The following is an 18,473-nucleotide window of genomic DNA, read 5'->3' as shown; positions in this document are numbered from 1 at the left end:
GCCGGATCCGAAAAAACGGACCTAGCCATTGTACGCAGACCGGCCATGCCTTCGCGGACGCCGGCGGGGTCCAACCCGCCGCCGGCGTCCGAACGGAGGGCCTCAGTCCTCGAGATCGACCTCGCGCACCATGTCAGCGCCGATTCCGGCCTTGATCGCATCAAGGACCTGCTGCGGAACCGAGCTGTCGATCGTCAGGAGGGCCAGCACCTGGCCACCTTCCGTCTGGCGCGCAACCTGCATGCCGGCGATGTTGATGTTGTTCATGCCGAGGATGTGGCCGATGGTGCCGATCACGCCGGGGCGGTCCGCGTAGGCGACCACCACGAGGTGTTCGCTGATCGGGATCTCCACCTCGTAGCCGTTGACGCCGACCAGTTTCTGGATCTGCTTGGGCCCGGTCAGGGTTCCGGCGACGGAGATCTGGCTGCCGTCGCTGAGGGCGCCGCGCAGCGTCAGGACGTTGCGGTAGGACTCGGTGTCCGGCGTCGTGATGAGGCGGACGTTGATGCCGCGCTGTTCGGCGATCACCGGGGCGTTGACGTAGGAGACCTGCTCGGTCACGACGTCGGCGAAGATGCCCTTGAGCGCGGCGAGTTCGAGCACCTTGACGTCGAGCGAGGAGATCTCCCCGGCGACCTCGACGTCGAACTGGGTGAGCGATGCGTGGGTCAGTGCGGTGAAGATGCGGCCCAGCTTCTCCACCAGCGGGATGCCGGGGCGGACATCCGGGGCGATGACGCCGCCGGCGACGTTGACCGCGTCGGGCACCAGCTCGCCGGCCAGGGCCAGGCGGACGGACTTGGCCACCGAGACGCCGGCCTTCTCCTGCGCCTCATCGGTGGAAGCGCCGAGGTGCGGGGTCACCACCACGTTGTCGAGCTTGAAGAAGGGCAGGTCGGTGCTGGGCTCCTTGACAAAGACGTCGACGGCGGCTCCGGCGATGTCGCCGGCCTCGAGGGCCGTGTAAAGGGCTTCCTCGTCCACGAGGCCGCCGCGGGCAACGTTGACGACGTAGGCCGTGCTCTTCATTTTCTTGAAGGCGTCGGCGCCGAGCATGCCGACGGTCTCCGGGGTCTTGGGCATGTGGATCGTGATGAAGTCCGACTGCGCGAGCAGTTCGTCCAGGGTCACCAGCTGCACGCCGAGCTGCGCGGCGCGGGCGGAGGTGATGTAGGGGTCGTAGGCGAGGATCTTGGTGTCAAAGCCCTTCAGGCGGGCGGCGACGAGGGCACCGATCCGGCCCAGGCCGATGATGCCGATTTTCTTCTCGAACAGTTCGATCCCGGTGTACTTGGAACGCTTCCATTCACCGTCCTTGAGCGCGGCGCTGGCCTGCGGGATGTGCCGGGCGAGGCTGAGGATGTGGCCGACGGTGAGTTCGGCGGCGGAGACGATGTTGGAGGTAGGCGCGTTGACCACCATGACGCCGGCCTGGGTGGCGGCCTTGATGTCGACGTTGTCGAGGCCGACGCCGGCACGGGCGATGACCTTGAGGTTCTTCGCGGCGGCGATGGCCTCGGCATCCAGCTGGGTGGCGGAGCGGACGAGGATCGCGTCGACGTCGGCGATCGCAGAGAGCAGCTGGGAACGGTCGGCGCCGTCGGTCTGCCGGATTTCGAAGTCCGGGCCGAGGGCCTCGATCGTGGCGGGCGAAAGTTCCTCAGCGAGGAGTACTACAGGTTTGGTGCTTGTCACCGGTGACCTCTTTAGCTCTCTTGTAATCAGGTGGGGATTTTGGTGCAACGTCTGGTGCAAAAACGCAGGGAAGCCGGATTCCAGGTATGGTGTCCGGCTCCCCTGCCGGTCAGTGCCTAGCGGGCCACTGAGCCTTCGGTGTAGTCGTCTTCGTTCTTGATCCAGGAGAACAGCTTGCGCAGCTCGCGGCCGGTGGCCTCGATCGGGTGGTCTTCACCCTTCTGGCGCAGGGCCTTGAACTCGGGGGCTCCGGCGTCCTGGTCCTCGATGAAGCGCTTGGCGAAGGTGCCGTCCTGGATGTCCTTGAGGACGGCCTTCATGTTTTCCTTCACCTCGGGGGTGATGACGCGCGGGCCGGAGACGTAGTCGCCGTACTCGGCGGTGTCCGAGACGCTCCAGCGCTGCTTGGCGATGCCGCCTTCGACCATCAGGTCGACGATGAGCTTGAGCTCGTGCAGCACCTCGAAGTAGGCGACCTCGGGCTTGTAGCCGGCCTCGGTGAGGGTCTCGAAGCCGTACTGGATCAGCTGCGAGGCGCCGCCGCAAAGGACCGCCTGCTCGCCGAAGAGGTCGGTTTCGGTTTCTTCGGTGAAGGTGGTCTCGATGACGCCCGCGCGGGTGCCGCCGATGGCCTTGGCGTAGGACAGGGCCAGTTCCTTGGCCTTGCCGGACGGGTTCTGCTCGACGGCGATCAGGTCCGGCACGCCGCGGCCGGCTTCGAACTCGCGGCGCACGATGTGGCCCGGGCCCTTGGGGGCTACCAGGGCGACGTCGACGTCGGCGGGCGGCTGGATGTAGCCGTAACGGATGTTGAAGCCGTGTCCGAAGAACAGCGCGTCACCGGACTGCAGGTTCGGGGCGATGTCCTCGGCGTACACGTGGCGCTGGACCTGGTCCGGGGTGAGGACCATGATCAGGTCCGCTTCGGCGACGGCGTCGGCGACGTTCAGGACGCGCAGGCCTTCGGCCTCGGCCTTGGCGCGGGACTTGGAGCCTTCCTTCAGGCCGACGCGGACGTCAACACCGGAATCGCGCAGGCTGAGGGCGTGGGCGTGGCCCTGGGAGCCGTAACCGATGACGGCAACGGTGCGGCCCTGGATGATCGACAGGTCGGCGTCGTCGTCGTAGAACATTTCAGTCACTGGGGTGTCTCCTTTTAAATGGATTCTTGTGTTGGTTTGTCTGTGCTGTTGCGGTGGTGCGGCAGGTGATGTTCGCCTGCCAGGCGCGTGCCCTACGCGCTGCGCAGGGCCCTGTCACTCATGGAGCGGGATCCCCGCCCGACGGCCAAGGTGCCGGACTGCACGATTTCGCGGATGCCGAACGGCTCCAGCACTGAAAGAAGTGCCGTGAGCTTTTCGGGGTGGCCGGTTGCCTCGATGACGACCGACTCGGTGGAGACGTCGACCACTGAAGCGCGGAACAGGTCTGCAGCCTGGGTGACCTGCAGGCGTGTTGCGGCATCCGCACGTACCTTGACCAGGATGTGGTCTCGCTGTACGGATGTTTCTGGGGTGAGCTCAACGATCTTGATCACGTTGACCAGCTTGTTCAGCTGCTTCGTAACCTGCTCGATCAGCTCGCCGTCGGCGTCGACGACGACGGTCATCCGGGACATGCCCGGGACCTCCGTCGGGCCGACGGCGAGGGAATTGATGTTGAACGCGCGGCGGGCGAAGAGGCTGGCGACGCGGGTCAGCACACCGGGTTTGTCTTCGACCAGAACGGACAGTGTGTGGCGGGTCATGTTCAGTCCTCCTCTTCCCATTCCGGGGTCATGTTGCGGGCAACCTGGATCTGGTCGTTGCTGACTCCGGCGGGGACCATCGGCCACACCATGGAGTTGGGGCTCACGACGAAATCGATGACCACGGGGCGGTCGTTGATGGCCAGGGCCTGCTGGATCGTGGCGTCGATATCCTCGTCGCGCTCGCAGCGGAACGCGGCGCAGCCGTAGGCGTCGGCGAGTTTGACGAAGTCCGGGATCCGGACGGTGTCGTGGCCGGTGTTAAGGTCCGTATTGGAATACCGGCCCTCGTAGAACAGCGTCTGCCACTGCCGCACCATGCCCAGCGAGGAGTTGTTGATGATGGCGACCTTGATCGGGATCTTGTTGATCGCGCAGGTAGCCAGTTCCTGGTTGGTCATCTGGAAACAGCCGTCACCGTCGATCGCCCAGACCACACGGTCCGGCTCGCCGACCTTGGCGCCCATGGCCGCCGGTATGGCGTAGCCCATGGTGCCGGCGCCGCCGGAGTTGAGCCAGGCGTGCGGGCGTTCGTATTTGATGAACTGCGAAGCCCACATCTGGTGCTGGCCCACGCCCGCGACATACACGCCCTCGGGGCCGGTGAGGGCGCCGATGCGTTCAATCACCCGCTGCGGGGCGCTGAGGCCGTCCTCGGGTTCCGTCCAGCCCAGCGGGTAGGTTTCCTTGAGGTTGTTCAGGAAGGCCCACCAGGTGGTCAGGTCGGGGGTGCCGGATACCTCGAACTGAAGGCGCACGGCCTCGGTGAGTTCCGGAATGATCTCCTTGACCGAGCCCACGATCGGGACGTCGGCGGTGCGGTTCTTGGAGATTTCCGCCGGGTCGATGTCGGCGTGGATGACCTTGGCATTCGGGGCGAAGGACTTCAGGATGCCGGTCACCCGGTCATCGAAGCGCGCTCCGAGGGTGATCAGCAGGTCGGACTGCTGCAGCGCCGTGACCGCCGAGACGGCGCCGTGCATGCCGGGCATGCCGACGTGCTGCGGGTGCGAGTCGGGGAAGACGCCACGTGCTGTCAGGGTGGTGACCACGGGGGCGCCGGTCAGTTCGGCCAGCTCGCGGAGCTCAGCAGAGGCATGCGCCTTGACGACGCCGCCGCCGACATACAGGACAGGCTTGCTGGCTGCGGCAATGAGTTTGGCGGCTTCGCGGACCTGCTTGTTGTGGCCGCGGGTGACCGGCCGGTATCCGGGGAGATCGATTTTCGGCGGCCAGGAGAAGGTCATCTGCCCCTGCTGGGCATCCTTGGCAACGTCCACCAGCACCGGGCCCGGGCGGCCGGACGAGGCGAGATGGAAAGCCTCGGCCATCACGTGCGGAATATCCTGGGCGTTGGTGACCAGGAAGGAGTGTTTCGTGATCGGCATGGTGATGCCGACGATGTCCGCTTCCTGGAACGCATCCGTGCCGATCACGGCGCTGGAGACCTGGCCGGTGATGGCAACGAGCGGCACGGAATCCATGTGGGCGTCCATGATGGCGGTAACGAGGTTGGTGGCACCCGGACCCGAGGTGGCGATGCACACACCCACCCGTCCGGTGACCATGGCGTAGCCTTGCGCGGCGTGGCCGGCTCCCTGTTCGTGACGGACCAGAACGTGGTTCATTCGGGAAGCCATCAAGGGGTCATAGGTGGGCAGGATCGCGCCACCGGGCAAACCAAAAATATCGTCCACGCCGAGTTCTTCGAGCGAGCGGACAATTGCTTGCGAGCCGGTCATCACCGTCGGGGGTACGACGTTGTTCGGCCCAAGGACAGGAGAGACGGCAGCAATGTCGACGACGGCGTCTGCCGGGCGTTCGACGCGTTCCGGAGCCTTGGGGGCTCCAGCGGACTTCGTGGCCATCAGCGAGGGGCTGATCGGCGATCCTTTGCTCATCGGACTCTTCCTTTGGGGATCTGCTGGGGTGATCTTCTGTGATCGTGGGAGTGCTGGTCGTGCGTGGTGCGGCGGTGCTGGTGGTGCTGGCGGTGCGGAAATAAAAAAACCCCTCAGCCTGGCGGCTTTTCGAGGGGTTGCGCGTGACGGGTTCGTTACCAGTCGGGCTATGGAGCCACGCGCTTGGTAAGGACGACGACTACGCCGGCGGTAACGATCTCGATCATGCGTTCAGTTTTCCCTCTTAGTGAGACGGGTGTCAACGGGCCCGGCCCCTGTCTCACTATCTGGACAACGCTGTCCACAAGTTGATCCTCCCCCGAACTCCCGGCGCGGGCGCGGTCCGCCCGGGGCCCCTCGGATCAGCCCTTATTAAACCCTGCCGCCTCCAGCGGTCATGTCGCCGCTGGAGGCTTGGGCTACTTTGGTATCACCCGCAGTAGGCGCCGGTGGAGGCGCTGTGGACGAGCTTGGCGTACTTGGCCAGCACACCCTTGGTGAACTTGGCCGGCAGCGGCTCCCAGTCGAGCTTGCGCCCTTCGAGCTCCGCCTCGTCGACCAGGAGGTCGAACGAGCGGGCAGCGATGTCGACGCGGATCCGGTCGCCGTCCTGAACGAAGGCGATGGGGCCGCCGTCGACCGCTTCGGGGGCGACGTGCCCGATGCACAGGCCGGTGGTTCCGCCGGAGAAGCGGCCGTCGGTCAGCAGCAGCACGTCCTTGCCGAGGCCCGCGCCCTTGATGGCGCCGGTGATGGCAAGCATCTCGCGCATTCCGGGGCCGCCCTTGGGGCCTTCGTAGCGGATGACGACGACGTCGCCCTTGTGGATCTCACCCCGGTCCAGCGCATCGAGGGCACCCTGTTCGCGCTCGAAGACGCGCGCGCTGCCCTCAAAGACGTCGGCGTCGAAGCCGGCGCTCTTCACGACGGCGCCTTCGGGGGCCATGCTTCCGTGCAGGATGGTGATGCCGCCGGTCTTGTGGATCGGGTTGTCCAGCGCGCGCAGGATCTTACCGTCCAGGTCCGGCGGGTTGATCGCGGACAGGTTCTCGGCCACGGTCTTGCCGGTGACGGTGAGGCAGTCGCCGTGCAGCAGTCCGGCGTCGAGCAGTGCCTTCATGATGACCGGAACGCCGCCGATCTTGTCGACGTCGGTCATGACATAGCGGCCGAAGGGCTTCAGGTCGCCCAGGTGCGGAATCTTGTCGCCGATCCGGTTGAAGTCGTCCAGGCTCAGCTCGACCTCGGCCTCACGGGCGATGGCGAGCAGGTGGAGCACCGCGTTGGTGGAACCGCCGAAGGCCATGGTGACGGCGATGGCGTTTTCAAACGCCTTCTTGGTCATGATGTCGCGGGACGTGATGCCGAGGCGCAGCAGGTTGACGACGGCTTCGCCGGACTTCCGGGCGAACTCGTCGCGCCGGCGGTCCGCGGAGGGCGGGGCGGCCGAGCCGGGAAGGGACATGCCCAGGGCCTCGCCGATGCAGGCCATGGTGTTGGCCGTGTACATGCCGCCGCAGGCGCCTTCGCCCGGGCAGATGGCGCGTTCAATCCGGTCCAGGTCGCCGAGGCTCATCTTGCCGGCGGCGCACGCGCCTACGGCCTCGAAGGCATCGATCAGGGTGACTTCCTTTTCCGAGCCGTCCTCGAGCTTGACCCAGCCGGGCATGATCGAACCGGCGTAGAGGAAGACGCTGGCCAGGTCCAGCCGGGCCGCCGCCATCAGCATGCCGGGGAGGGATTTGTCGCAGCCGGCCAGCAGCACGGAACCGTCGATCCGCTCGGCCTGCATCACGGTCTCGACCGAGTCGGCGATCACTTCGCGGGAAACGAGGGAGAAGTGCATGCCCTCGTGGCCCATCGAGATGCCGTCGGAAACCGAGATGGTACCGAACTGCATCGGGAACCCGCCGCCCGCGTGGACACCTTCCTTGGCGCCCTGGGCGAGCCGGTTCAGGGAAAGGTTGCAGGGAGTGATTTCATTCCACGAACTGGCGACGCCGATCTGTGGTTTGGCGAAGTCGTCATCGCCCATGCCGACCGCCCGGAACATCCCGCGCGCCGGGGCGGCGTGGATTCCGTCGGTAACGACCCGGCTGCGGGGTTTGATGTCCGGTTTGGTGTCTGTTGCTGTTGCGGTGTCCTCACTCATGGCTCAAAGTCTAGGGTGCCCCGGGGGAGGGCAACGACCCGGGCTGGAGCATTAAGCGGAAAACCGGGAATATTTCGATCAAATAGTGGACTCTCATCTCGCCTGATGGCATGCGGCCCGCCGCCGGGTCAGCTGAGACGGGCTGCGTTCCGCAGTTCGGGGGCTTCCGCGACGGCCCGCGCCTCGGCCTTCAGCAGCGCGAGCACCTGCTGGATGGTGGTCCGGGCGGCGACGTCGGGGCGGGCCAGGGCCACGATGCTCCGGCTCGCCTTGACGCCGGCGAGCGGGCGCAGGACGAAGCCACGGCCCTGGTTCTTCAGCGCGGTGTAGCGGGGCAGCAGGCTGAGCCCGTGCCCGGCACTGACGAGCGCTTCCAGGACGCGCAGGTCGGGGTAGAGCTGGGCGCGGACCGCCGGTGAATCGGCCTGCACCTCGATCTGCCGGAGGACGGTGTCGAAGGGGAAGCCGTCGGGCACGCCCATCCAGGGATAGCCGATCACATCCCGGGCGCAGAGTGTGTCTTTGCCCGCGAGGACATGGCCTGCCGGCATGGCGACGTCGAGCGGTTCGTCCAGCAACGGCTCCACCACGAGGCCCAGCCGGGCGAAGACGTCCGGCCCGTCGACGCTGTGGGCCAGGACGATGTCATAGTCGGCGGTCAGCGCCGCGAACCCGGCGACATTCGGATCTTCGAAGTGGGCCTCGAAGCGCAGCCCGTCGATCGCCTTGACCCGGTGCAGCAGCCCCGGCAGGAACATCTCGGCGGCGCTGGGGAAGAAGGCGGCCTTGACCTGCGTCTGCCAACCCAGCCGGTAGGTATCGATGGTGGCCTCGGCGCGGGCCATTGCCGTAGACACCTCGGCTGCGGCCGAGGCCATGGCCAGCCCCGCCTCGGTCAGGCGCACTCCCCTGCCGGATTTCTCCACCAGGACGACCCCCAGTTCCTCCTGCAGGGTCTTGAGCTGCTGGGAGACAGCGGAGGGCGTCACGTTCATGGCCTCGGCGGTGGCCCCGACGGTGCCGCGGTCGGCGAGCTCCCGGAGAATCCGCAGTCTCTTGAAATCCATGATGAGAGGCTACAGGGAGGGTGCCGGGAGGGTGGACAGCCGCCTCGAGGCGGACGTACGGTCAAGCAACGGCAACCTTGCCTCATGGACAGAAGGGCTCTGCTATGGATTGGATTATCTGGCTCATCGTCATCGTGGCGATTGTCGCCATCATCTGGTGGCTGTTGAACCGCAACTCCCGTAGCGGAGCGGGCGCTTCGGGCGCCGGCACGGGAACGGATGTCGGCACTCAGACAGGGACCGACGCCGGGGCCGGGACGGGGACCGGTGCCGATGCGTCCCCGCAGGCTGCGCCGAGCAGGGGCACTCCCGACGGCGCGTTGTCCGGCGGTAGCGCCGCGGCATCGGCCGCGGCTGCCGCCACGACCGGCATGCCTTCCGCCGCCGGGTTCGGCAACGCAGAGCCGGTGACCCGCACCACCGCGCCGGAGGAGTCGGCCGCCGTGCAGGAGCCCGCCACCGGGCAGGAGTCCGCCGCACAGTCCTCGCCGTCGGAGTGGGAAACCCAGTGGTCGGAAACCCCGCCGGCCGAGCCGCACGCCCCCGCCCACCACGAGCCGCCACACGGAGCGGACGCCATCCAGGGCGAGCGCACCACACCGGCAGGGGCGGATGCTCGCGCGGCAGAAAACGCGCCGGTGCATCACCCCGAATACACAAAAACGCACGCCCCCACCCTTCCCGGCGCGGAATCAGCCGCTGCCGAGGCTGCTGCCTTGGAAGAAGAGGACACCTCCGCTCCCGCGGCACCCCGGGAACCCCGGGCGGAGTCCGAGGCGCTGCAGACAGCGTCCAAGGCAGCCGCCGCCGAAGGACTCGCCAGCCACACGGCGGAACCGTCCGGCCACCTCGCCCTGGACCAGCCCTATGGTGAAGGATCGGCGGCACCCGCGGCCGACGGCAGCGGTCCCGAGGGCTTTACCGTCAAAGGCATTGCCTCCTCGATGACCTATCACGACGAAAACAGCCCGTCCTATGAGGAGACACCTGCCGAGGTCTGGTTCGTGTCAATCGCCCACGCGGAAGCCGCCGGTTTCCGGCCGCCCCGCCGCTCCCGGCTGTAGGCGCCCGCTCCAGGATCGTTGCGGACACCAAAGGCAAGGCAAGGGAGCAGAACCGACGATGGCTGCAAGGCACATCCTGAGGGCCCCTGCGGCCGCCGCCGGGATCCTGCTTTCTGTCTGCGCCCTTTCAGCCTGCACCGCGGACGGAGACAGCGGACCGCCGCCCTATGTGCCGGCAGCCAGCACGCCGGCCGGCGGAAACCCCGGCGGCAACAGCTCCGCGCCTGCTCCGGCCGGCGCTCCGACCGTCGCCGGCCGGATAGAGGCCGGGCTTCAGGTGCCCTGGTCCACGGTCTTCCTGCCCGACCGCACGGCCATCATTTCCGAACGCGACACCGCCCTGCTGAGAATCGTCAGCGGCGGTTCCGGGACGGCCGGAACTCTGGGCAAGGTGCCCGACGTCGTGCCCGGCGGCGAAGGCGGGCTGCTGGGACTGGCCCTCTCCCCAAACTTCACCGCCGACCGCTACCTGTACGCCTACTTCACGGCTGCCCGGGACAACCGGATCGTCCGCCTGCGGGTCGACGACGGCGGTGGTGGGCTGCAGCTCGGCGCCCCCGAGGTCATCTTCACCGGGATCCCGAAAGCCTCGACGCACAACGGCGGCAGGATCCGCTTCGGCCCGGACGGGTATCTCTATGTGGGGACCGGGGATTCGCAACGCCGTGAGCAACCGCAGGATCCGAGGGCGCTGGGCGGCAAGATCCTGCGGCTCACCCCCGAGGGCCGTCCGGCGCCGGGAAACCCGTTCGGAGACAACCCTGTCTACAGCCTCGGGCACCGCAACGTCCAGGGACTGGCCTGGGACAGCGCCGGCCGGCTGTGGTCCAGCGAATTCGGTCCCACCGTCGACGACGAGCTCAACCTGATTCTGCCCGGCGGCAACTACGGCTGGCCCGAGGTGACCGGCGCTCCGGGCCGGACCGGTTTCCTCGACGCCAAGGTCGTCTGGCCTTCGACGGCGGACTCCTCCCCCAGCGGGCTCGAAATAGTCGCTGACACGGCGTACCTGGGAGCCCTCCGCGGGCAGCGCGTCTGGGCCGTGCCCCTCCGCGGAGAATCCGCCACTGATCCTGTGGGCTATTTCACTCGGACCTACGGCAGGATCCGGGACATTTCACTGGCTCCTGATGGTCACCTGTGGGTCCTCAGCAACAACCAAAACCCTGATTTCGTGCTGGTTTTGGCCCTTCCCGGTTGATGCCAGGCCGGCCGCACCCGCCGATTTCACACTCCACCGAATCTCGTGTAGAGTTTCATGTCGTTGCGGAGAACAACGAGGGAAACAAAAAGCCCCCGATGAACGAAAACAACAGCTGCACCTCTAGCTCAACTGGCAGAGCAATTGACTCTTAATCAATGGGTTCCGGGTTCGAGTCCCGGGGGGTGCACCACAGAAAAACCGCTCCAACACTGGCGAAAGTCGGGTGTTGGAGCGTTTTTTTCGTTGCCCAAAAACAGGGCTACTCGTCGTTTAGTCGTCTTTTGAACGCTGGCCGATCATGGCGGCTAGTGGACCAGCGTGACCCGACTGTTCATCTGCTCCAAGATCAGGGATGAGTCCGGCGCGTTCCGGTTGCGCTCGATGTAGTGCTTTTTCGTGATCGCGTCCGAGCTATGCCCTAGCTGCCTGGATGCGATGAGGGATCCGCTCTCCCGCTCGATCAGCGTGGCAGTCGCTGACGTTTCGGCACTTCGGTCGCTGGTACCCTCACTTAGGGTTCACACCGGGCCCAACCAGTCTTTTCACTAGTGGGGGAACATGCAGCTGGGACTATTCACGAGCCTCGATCTGATCAGCAACTTCATCCAGACTTTCCCGGCGATTACCGAGGGAAGCTTCCGGTCCTACCGTGGCGTCACCTGGCACACGGCCTACATAGCCCAGGGTGCGAAGGCCCGAGGCTTGGAGGTCCGCGACTTCGGGACGGGGCGTTGCTTCTACCGTGAAGGTCGATTGATCGGAGGCACGCAAAAGATGGTGACAAGCCTCGTCAGCAGCATCGCGGTCTCCGTTTGCCGGTCCAAGGAAGCCACGAAGGAACTTTTGGAAGCCGCAGGAGTAGCGACGCCTGCCGGTATCGTTTTGAAGACTTCAGAACTAGAGCGGGGCCTGTCCTATCTTGAATCGGCAACCGGCTTGCTCGTCGTAAAGCCCAGCGCCGGTTCCGCCGGCGATGGCGTCACGTGCAGCGTCTCCGGAAATGACGAGTTCCGTGAGGCCTGGTTGCGGGCCTCGGCTGGGCTATTATCCTCTTCGATCATGATCGAGGAGCAAATAGTCGGCCTCGACATCCGGGCCTACGTGGTGGGCAATCGAGTCGTTGCGGCCGCGACGCGACTCCCCGCTCACGTTGTGGGGGACGGGCGACACACCATTGCAGAGCTGATCGAGGCCAAGTTGGCCGAGCGGGCAAAGAACGCGTACTTGGCAAAATTCCCACTCGTGGTGGATGCGGACCACCTTGCGCGTGTTGGACACAGCATGACGACCATCCCCGAGCATGGAGCCGTAGCGCTCTTGAATGAAACGGCGAATCTTCACCAGGGCGGCGAGAACGTCGATGTCACCCAGTCCATTTCGGACGACCTCAAGGATCTGGCTGTGCGTGCGGCTCGCGCCATCCCAGGGCTCGGAGCAGCAGGCATCGACTTGATGGTCCGGTCGCTCGAGTCCGCGGACGGCGCCGTAGTCCTGGAAGCGAACACTTCCGCCAACATTACCGTTCACCATCGGCCCGCCTACGGTGATGCGGTCAACGTGGGCAAGGCGCTGGTAGACGAAATGATCCGCCTCTCGGAGTAGACCGGGTGCCGTAGCGTGATGGGCCGGCACCGAGGCAGCGCAGTGCTGCTGGCCCAATGCTCCGGCTTGTCGCGCAGCTACCTGGGCAAGCGGCTGCGATGAGACCCCTTTACGTGCAACGACCTCGAGGCGAGGTGCGGGGCGGTGCGGGAGGACCTGGCAGAGCTCATACTCGCCGCCTTTAATAGGATGAAAGACGGCAAATGGCCCCCGCCGCCGGGGAGCCTGAAACGCACGGTACGCTCCCCCACCCCACGGGTTACGACCCGGTAGCCCCCCCCGGCATGACCCTGGCTGATATTGTCAGCCAAGCATGCAAAGTCCTGCTCCTTCGAGACACCACAGAACACCGAAACCCCGGGGATTCCGGGGCAGAAGAGCGGCCTATTGAGCGTCCCGCGGGGGTCACTCCCCCGTCTCCGCGTTCGGCCCCGGTCCCTGGACCGGGGCCTTTTTGTTTGCGTCCCCGGGCCTTTTGCCTGCCCGGAGTCCAGCTTCCAGGTGCCGGACACGAGAAACGCCACGTCGTCACCCGGGATCAGGTCGAGGAAGCGTTCAAGGCGCACCAGGAAGCGGAGGCCAAGTAATGCTGCTGACCTCCATTCTCCGGACCCTCGTCCCGGCACTGTGGGGCAGCCTCGTAGCCTGGCTGCTGGGCGTGGCCCCGCTGCTGGCCCCTCTTGAGGCGCACCTGCTGGGCGTCGCGGACATCATCCTGCCCATCCTTACCGCGGTCATCATCGGCGCCTGGTACGCCTTCTGGCGCTGGCTGGAACCGCGCCTGCCGGACTGGTTTACCCGGGCTGTACTCGGCTCCGCACAGACGCCGACCTATCAGGGCAAACACGAAGACGGCAGCCAGGTTCCGAACGTCAACACTGAACAGCACCTCACGGCCGACACGCGAGAACGGCTCAGAGAGTAAGCAAAAGCGCCCGTCCCACTTCGGTGGGCGGGCGCTTCAGCTTTTGGTGGGAGTTCGTCAGTTACACCACCCATCTCTAGCCACAATCAAGAAGAGATGGTCCCCGCGACTGATCCGGCGGCTTTGCTTCCCTCTATTTGCAAGGAACGTAGGGGCCGTTTCCTTCTTGCCTTGATCAGAGTTATGCAGGTTTGGTGGGAGTTCCAGAATGTACAAACCGGGAAATTCCAGTGGCGCCACGCCGGATTCTGGACAAATGACCGTCTGCGGCCCGCTACCCTGAGGTACCGGGTCGTGTGCGGCAAACATGGCTCCAACAGCCCTGCTGAAACTGCATGCGGCTCAGAGAACGAGGGGGAGCATGAGCGAGCAGCTCAGTAAAAAGCGTGACGATCTGCTGGGCGGGTTGGTGCAGCTGCGATTTTCCGACGAAGCGGGAAGCATCACCGACATCAACGCGGCCGAGATGGCGGAGTCTCTGTTGGGCCTTGTTGAACTCAACGGGCAAATGGCGAGAGCCGGGCTGTATGGAGAAGGAGTACCTCCGGAGGTCCGCGTAAGGCCCCCCGAAAAGGGCTCGTTCATTATTGAGGCCATCCTGCAGTGGTCAGCGGCGAATCCAGAGGGAGCGCTGACGATGGCCACAACCGCCGGCGGTCTGCTTACGCAGGCAATCAATGTGGGGATCAAGGTCACCCGCGGCGGCGTGGTAGAAGACTGGGATGAACTCAACAACGGTGACGTGAAGTTGAAGTGGAAGGATGGCTCCACACCGTCTCAGGTTCCGGCGGGGGTATGGAAGGAGCTGCAGAAGTCGAAGAGGCAGACCCGCAAGGCCCTCTCCCGGATCATGGCGCCTCTCGGTGACGAAGCCGACATGCTTGAGATTCGTGACGGTAGCGGCAGCGAGACGACCAGCGAAATCCTGGAGACGCCGCCGGACGTTGTTGCAGGCAGGGATGACTATCGCGCGGCCGTACATCAGAGTGATGATGTCTCCGAGTGGGTAAATGAATTTGAGGCTGAAGCGCAGCTGCGGAGCATTGATTTCAAGCCCGGAGAAAAATGGCGGATCAAGACTCTGCACGGGACTCGCAGCGTTATCATGGAGGACGAGGAGTTCCTTCTCCAGCTCGACCGCGGAATGGCCCTCCACAAGAATGACATATTCGATGTCACTATTCGCGAAGTGCAGACGACCAAGAACAGTCGCACCTCGAAGGTATGGTCGGTAATCAAGGCGACACGTAAACGGCGAGGAGAAGATGATGACAATACGACACCATCATCAGGAGATTCGTCCACGCCAGAACAGGACCTGGCGGATTGATCTTGTAAGCCTTGTAGTGCTGTTTCTCGCCATCGTGGCGCTTGCGATCGGCTTGGTCGGAATCGGTTTGCGGGGTACTGAGCCTTGGATCCTGATACCACCGACGCTGCTGGGATGTTTTGCGATCTTGGGTCTGCGCCGGTAGCTGCCCAGAATGGCTGCATGTAGAAGAGCGTCACAGCCCCATCGGGCTGGGACGCTCTTGGCCTTTGCCAGCCCAACGTTGAGTTTCGCCGTTACCCCCCTACGCTTGTGTCTATGCGGAGCTTCGCCCTGGACGGGACCACCTACGAGTACCTCATGCCCGATCCCGGCCACCCACCGGAAGACGCCCAGTCGTGGACATACGGGCAGCGTCCAAAGGTCATGGCAAGCCTTCCTCTAGCAGCGGGCGGGGACCATCGACGTATACGCTCACGCGGACCGCTGGAACCCCTCCCACATCCTGGCCAACTGGCTCGACGACGAGCGGCACGTGCACTGGGCGTGGATACCCTCCGGGAACGTCCGGCGCGTGACAGATTCAGAGTGGGACATCGGACAAATGTCCGAAGTGCCCGGAACACTTGCGCGGAATCCGATGGGGAGACCGTCTGCCAGGCTTCCTGCCCGGCGTAGCTGATTCACTTGACTTGCATAACCTCGGCGACTTATGTTTACCGAGTTCTCTCGCAACCCCCATAGCGGCAGGACGGTTCACCCGGAACGCCCCCGCCGCGACTTCTTGAGACCGAGACGGGGCGGGGGCGCTTTGGGTCAGGCCAGGCACCCGCCCATGCCATAGATTCCAGCGCTAGAAGTGGTGGCCCAGCAAGCTGGAGCGCGTCAGCCGGCAGATATCAAGGCAAACTCGGCATTTGCCGAGAATGTGTCGAACCCTGCACTGGGGCGATTGGCTCAGGTGTCCACTTTTGGACACGTACGTAACATGGGGCGGGGCTGGCTCCATTGTTCGCGACGATGGAGCCAGCCCCTTGTGAGAACCATCGAACCTAGGGGGAAGATGATTCCTGCGTCGAAACTATTTGCCGGACCTGTACATTTCCTTGGTCGGGGCTCTGGCCCAACCCTTCACGGCACAGAAAAGCCCCGGACCAACGACAGGTGCCGGGGCAGTTCCGTCATTGCCTCAATGAGAGGCCGCAGAGTTGGCCCACCCCCCAATTGGGTACTCCGGGCCACTTCTGAAAGCACACGCTAGTCATAGTTCGTCATCCCGGCAATACCGTTGACCAGCACCACCCTGCCCCCTAGGCTGAGCAGGTTGTGTCGTACACCCAATGGTGGCAGGACGTTCTACCGGAACGACCCTGCACGCAGCACGCGGCCTGCGGGGTCGTTTTGGTGTTTGGGTAGCATGGCCCCATGGCATCCTTCACCCTCGGCGGGGAAACGTACGAATACCTGAAACCGGATCCGGACCGCCCACCGGAAGAAAGCTAAGTCCTGGACTTACGGGAACTACCCGAAGATCAGGGCCGCCGTGCCACTTGCCGGCGGCGGAACGGTCGATGTCTACGCCGTCGCGGAGCGCTGGAACCCGTCCCATATCCTCGTGTCCTGGGGCGACGATGAGAGCCACGCTCACTGGGCTTGGATCCCCGCTGGGAACGTTCGCCGCGTCACGGACTCGGAGTGGGACATCGAAGAGTACCGCCGCTGTCCAGATAACCTGCGCGGCGTCAGGTGGGGTGAGAGATTGCCCGGCTTCCTGTCGGCCTAAGAGCTCGGCTTATGCTCCGTGGGCCCTGACCACTGGTAGGAGTCGTAAACGGACTGCACGACACTTTGGCAGCGACCGACAGATTCAGCGCTTATTTCGACTTCGCCGTAACTTCCATCTCCCAGTGTGCTGCCGAACCGATTGCCAATAAAAACATTGTGTATCAGAGCACCGCCGCTGGGGGCATTGATTAGGTCGTTCGAAACAGGTTGGAGATCAATCCGAGATTTCCGTCTCTTGCCTTGTGCCCTATCTTCGGCATGATGCGCTGAGTCCCTCACGTGGACTAGGCCGGGGAAGCCGGCTTCAAAGTCGGAGACAGCCTCTGCGATTTCGGTCGGCGCCCCGGGCATCTTCTGAAGGAGGCCCAGCGTCTTCTGCAGAGTGTCGAATGCATAGAGGCATGACTTCGCATGTATGACGGATAGCCGACTGCGATAGGCCATAGGCACTTCCCCGTCTAACCACCGCTGCTTCTTCGCCTCGACCCGCGCTAGGTCGCTGAGTCGGTTTCGGGCATCGAATCGATCCGCGCCGTCCAACCCGGGCGGCAAATCGCGCAACAGTCGATCAAGATGGCGCTGCACCTGGGCCGACTCTTTTCTCCGCTGTTCCTCAGTGAACGCGCCGGGCCTCGGATATTGCGCTCGAGCTGTCTCAAACAGGGAGAGGGAGACAGCGGCGTCTGCCAGGCATTGGAGCAGTAGGTCTAGCAACGCTTCGACGTCACGTTTCACTTGGCTGTCTTCGATCCCTTGAAGCCAAGTACCCGGTTTCGTCACTTCGAAAATAATCACAGGGTCTCCTCTAGCTGGTTTCGAAACCCTAGCAGGTCACCCGGACGGGCACTCGTACCGGCGAGTTGAGTTGTTCTGCATGCTCGCAAACTAAGACGCCCGAGCTACACCGGCAAATACGAAGCCGGCAGCCAGGTTCCTACCGTCAATCCTGATCACCACCTGACGACCGACACCCCTCGAGCGACCAAGTGAGTAAGCCCAAAGCGCCCCGCCAACCTTCACTGGGTGGGGCCGGCTTTTTCGTTGGTGGGACATGCCGCTCCGGAATCGCCGAGACGACGGGCGCAGATGCCGGTGCTGGGAGGCCCGGCTAGGGCGGCGGCGAGTTTCTGGGGGCATGGGTAAGGCCTCGCACCGGGAGGGTGCAGGGCCTTGAGGTGTGAGTGTCAGCCCAGCGCGTCGGCCGCGGCGGCGTCGCTACTTGAGTAGTTCCCCACCCAGAACTTCATGCGCTTTCTCGATCTCATACTGGTCACCCTCGATGAGCCAGTTCTTACCCTGGATAAAGCGCCGTCCGGATTCTAGGGGGTTCTTCTTCTTGACCTCTTCGCGGATAGCGTCGGATGTAAACATCATCACGATCGCTGTTGGGCCGCAGGTCGTCTGAACCCAATCATGGTCGTGAATGTCGTTCTTCGTTTCGAAGCAGTCCATACCGCCGCCGACCGCCTGCTTATATGCGGTAGCCAAGTCGTTTACGTCCTTGTAGTCGGCATCCTTACTGGGGCCACTGCAACCAGCGAGGAGCAGCGTGGCGATGATGGCGATCGGCGCGAGAATGCGTTTCAAGAGAAACCCCCAAATAGAAGTAAAGATCACCGAGCATACTACCCACCTAAACGAGCGCGTCCGCAGCGGAGTCCGAAGCCTTGGCTAGGAGGGCTTGCCGAAGCGCTTCTGCGCCGCTTGCCGGGTGACGCCTAGGATCTTGCCGATCTCGGTCCATGATGCGCCGTCTATGCGGGCCACTTTGACATAGCCGTGCAGGCGAGCCTCCTCCTGCTTGAGTGCTTCGAGTGGCCAGCGGATAGCTTCCAGTGAGTCTTGCTTCTTCTTCGCATCCATAACGTCAACCCTAGGTTGACACTTGGCTACTGTCAACGGATGGGCCTATTTACTCGTCGTTTAGTCGTCTTTTAATCCGTGGTGACCTATGGGGGCATAGGGATTGCGGTGGGGTGACCGTGGATTTAATGGGCCAAAATATGGCAAAAACCCCTAGATTCCGCGGTTCTCACATGGGGGCCTGTGGATGATACG

15 protein-coding genes and 1 tRNA gene are annotated in these 18,473 nt (G+C 64.2%); 7 read left to right on the top strand and 9 right to left on the bottom strand.

Annotated features, from left to right (window positions below; all coding sequences use genetic code 11):
• Nucleotides 1–102 precede the first annotated feature (102 nt).
• The 6 genes from serA to QFZ69_RS06540 all read right to left on the bottom strand — a co-directional run bounded on the left by serA (nt 103) and on the right by QFZ69_RS06540 (nt 8,565).
• Nucleotides 103–1,698, bottom strand: a complete 1,596-nt coding sequence (gene serA, locus QFZ69_RS06565) for a phosphoglycerate dehydrogenase (protein WP_306916510.1) — start codon at nt 1,696–1,698, stop codon at nt 103–105.
• A gap of 116 nt (nt 1,699–1,814) precedes the next feature.
• Complete coding sequence (gene ilvC / locus QFZ69_RS06560; protein WP_306916508.1) at nt 1,815–2,840, bottom strand: ketol-acid reductoisomerase; 1,026 nt, start codon at nt 2,838–2,840, stop codon at nt 1,815–1,817.
• Nucleotides 2,841–2,932: 92 nt separating this feature from the next.
• Nucleotides 2,933–3,445: an acetolactate synthase small subunit gene (ilvN, locus tag QFZ69_RS06555; RefSeq protein WP_306916507.1), complete on the bottom strand. Its 513-nt coding sequence runs from the start codon at nt 3,443–3,445 to the stop codon at nt 2,933–2,935.
• A 2-nt stretch (nt 3,446–3,447) separates the two neighbouring features.
• On the bottom strand, nt 3,448–5,346 hold the full coding sequence (locus QFZ69_RS06550) for an acetolactate synthase large subunit (protein ID WP_306916505.1): 1,899 nt from the start codon (nt 5,344–5,346) through the stop codon (nt 3,448–3,450).
• Nucleotides 5,347–5,776: 430 nt separating this feature from the next.
• The gene (ilvD, locus tag QFZ69_RS06545) at nt 5,777–7,498 is read right to left on the bottom strand and encodes a dihydroxy-acid dehydratase (RefSeq protein ID WP_306916504.1); all 1,722 of its coding nucleotides are present in this window, start codon (nt 7,496–7,498) and stop codon (nt 5,777–5,779) included.
• A 128-nt stretch (nt 7,499–7,626) separates the two neighbouring features.
• Nucleotides 7,627–8,565 carry a LysR family transcriptional regulator gene (locus QFZ69_RS06540; protein ID WP_306916503.1) on the bottom strand — a complete coding sequence of 313 codons (939 nt, stop codon included), beginning with the start codon at nt 8,563–8,565 and terminating at the stop codon, nt 7,627–7,629.
• 104 nt (nt 8,566–8,669) lie between these two features.
• Between QFZ69_RS06540 and QFZ69_RS06535 the strand changes: the two genes are divergently transcribed.
• The 7 genes from QFZ69_RS06535 (at nt 8,670) to QFZ69_RS06505 (ending at nt 16,413) form a co-directional block, all read left to right on the top strand.
• A complete protein-coding gene (locus QFZ69_RS06535; RefSeq protein WP_306916501.1) occupies nt 8,670–9,629 on the top strand; it encodes a hypothetical protein in 960 nt (319 codons plus the stop codon).
• Nucleotides 9,630–9,687: 58 nt separating this feature from the next.
• Nucleotides 9,688–10,830, top strand: coding sequence for a sorbosone dehydrogenase family protein (locus tag QFZ69_RS06530; protein WP_306916497.1), 1,143 nt, complete (start codon nt 9,688–9,690; stop codon nt 10,828–10,830).
• A 117-nt stretch (nt 10,831–10,947) separates the two neighbouring features.
• Nucleotides 10,948–11,023: transfer RNA gene (locus QFZ69_RS06525), tRNA-Lys, on the top strand.
• A 368-nt stretch (nt 11,024–11,391) separates the two neighbouring features.
• Nucleotides 11,392–12,435 carry a hypothetical protein gene (locus tag QFZ69_RS06520; protein WP_306916495.1) on the top strand — a complete coding sequence of 348 codons (1,044 nt, stop codon included), beginning with the start codon at nt 11,392–11,394 and terminating at the stop codon, nt 12,433–12,435.
• A 586-nt stretch (nt 12,436–13,021) separates the two neighbouring features.
• The gene (locus QFZ69_RS06515) at nt 13,022–13,360 is read left to right on the top strand and encodes a hypothetical protein (protein ID WP_306916493.1); all 339 of its coding nucleotides are present in this window, start codon (nt 13,022–13,024) and stop codon (nt 13,358–13,360) included.
• Between the two features lie 361 nt (nt 13,361–13,721).
• On the top strand, nt 13,722–14,690 hold the full coding sequence (locus tag QFZ69_RS06510; RefSeq protein ID WP_306916490.1) for a hypothetical protein: 969 nt from the start codon (nt 13,722–13,724) through the stop codon (nt 14,688–14,690).
• A gap of 1,483 nt (nt 14,691–16,173) precedes the next feature.
• The gene (locus QFZ69_RS06505; RefSeq protein WP_306916488.1) at nt 16,174–16,413 is read left to right on the top strand and encodes a hypothetical protein; all 240 of its coding nucleotides are present in this window, start codon (nt 16,174–16,176) and stop codon (nt 16,411–16,413) included.
• Here QFZ69_RS06505 and QFZ69_RS06500 read toward each other — a convergent pair.
• The 3 genes from QFZ69_RS06500 to QFZ69_RS06490 form a co-directional block, all read right to left on the bottom strand.
• Complete coding sequence (locus QFZ69_RS06500) at nt 16,410–17,210, bottom strand: hypothetical protein (protein ID WP_306916487.1); 801 nt, start codon at nt 17,208–17,210, stop codon at nt 16,410–16,412. The genes QFZ69_RS06505 and QFZ69_RS06500 overlap by 4 nt on opposite strands.
• A gap of 420 nt (nt 17,211–17,630) precedes the next feature.
• Nucleotides 17,631–18,032 (bottom strand): hypothetical protein, encoded by a 402-nt coding sequence (locus QFZ69_RS06495; RefSeq protein ID WP_306999973.1) that lies wholly within the window; start codon nt 18,030–18,032, stop codon nt 17,631–17,633.
• Nucleotides 18,033–18,086: 54 nt separating this feature from the next.
• Nucleotides 18,087–18,278, bottom strand: a complete 192-nt coding sequence (locus tag QFZ69_RS06490; RefSeq protein WP_306916483.1) for a hypothetical protein — start codon at nt 18,276–18,278, stop codon at nt 18,087–18,089.
• Nucleotides 18,279–18,473 lie beyond the last annotated feature (195 nt).

Origin of the sequence: Arthrobacter sp. V1I7, assembly GCF_030817015.1 — a bacterium.
In the GTDB taxonomy this organism is placed as follows: domain Bacteria; phylum Actinomycetota; class Actinomycetes; order Actinomycetales; family Micrococcaceae; genus Arthrobacter.
This window is presented reverse-complemented; position numbering and strand designations above follow the sequence as displayed.